1 protein-coding gene is annotated in these 304 nt (G+C 63.2%); it reads right to left on the reverse strand.

Annotation, left to right across the window (positions count from 1 at the left end; translation table 11 throughout):
- Nucleotides 1–2: 2 nt before the first annotated feature.
- Entirely contained in the window at nt 3–290 is a 288-nt protein-coding gene (locus LI92_RS21580) for a WXG100 family type VII secretion target (RefSeq protein ID WP_046322721.1), read from the reverse strand.
- Nucleotides 291–304 lie beyond the last annotated feature (14 nt).

The following is a 304-nucleotide window of genomic DNA, read 5'->3' on the forward strand; positions in this document are numbered from 1 at the left end:
CGTCAGCCCCACTTGGCGGCTTCGGCGGTGTCGCGCGCGTTCATCATCAAGGTGTTGGTCTCGTGCGTGGTGGCCATCGCCCGATACGCCAGCACCAACTCCTCCATCGCCTGGTTCCACTGCGCCTGCCACGCCTGATACGTCATCGACGTATCGCCGTGCCACGCCGCCGACAACGCCGCCTGCTCACTGGCGATATCAGCACCCACGGCCTGCAACGTCCCGGCGTAGGTGTTCATCTCCGCGGCATGCGCCAGCATCGCCGGGTAGTTGTACATAATCTGCGACATCAGAATGTTCTCCT

Source organism: Mycobacterium sp. UM_Kg1, from assembly GCF_000972925.1.
In the GTDB taxonomy this organism is placed as follows: domain Bacteria; phylum Actinomycetota; class Actinomycetes; order Mycobacteriales; family Mycobacteriaceae; genus Mycobacterium; species Mycobacterium hiberniae.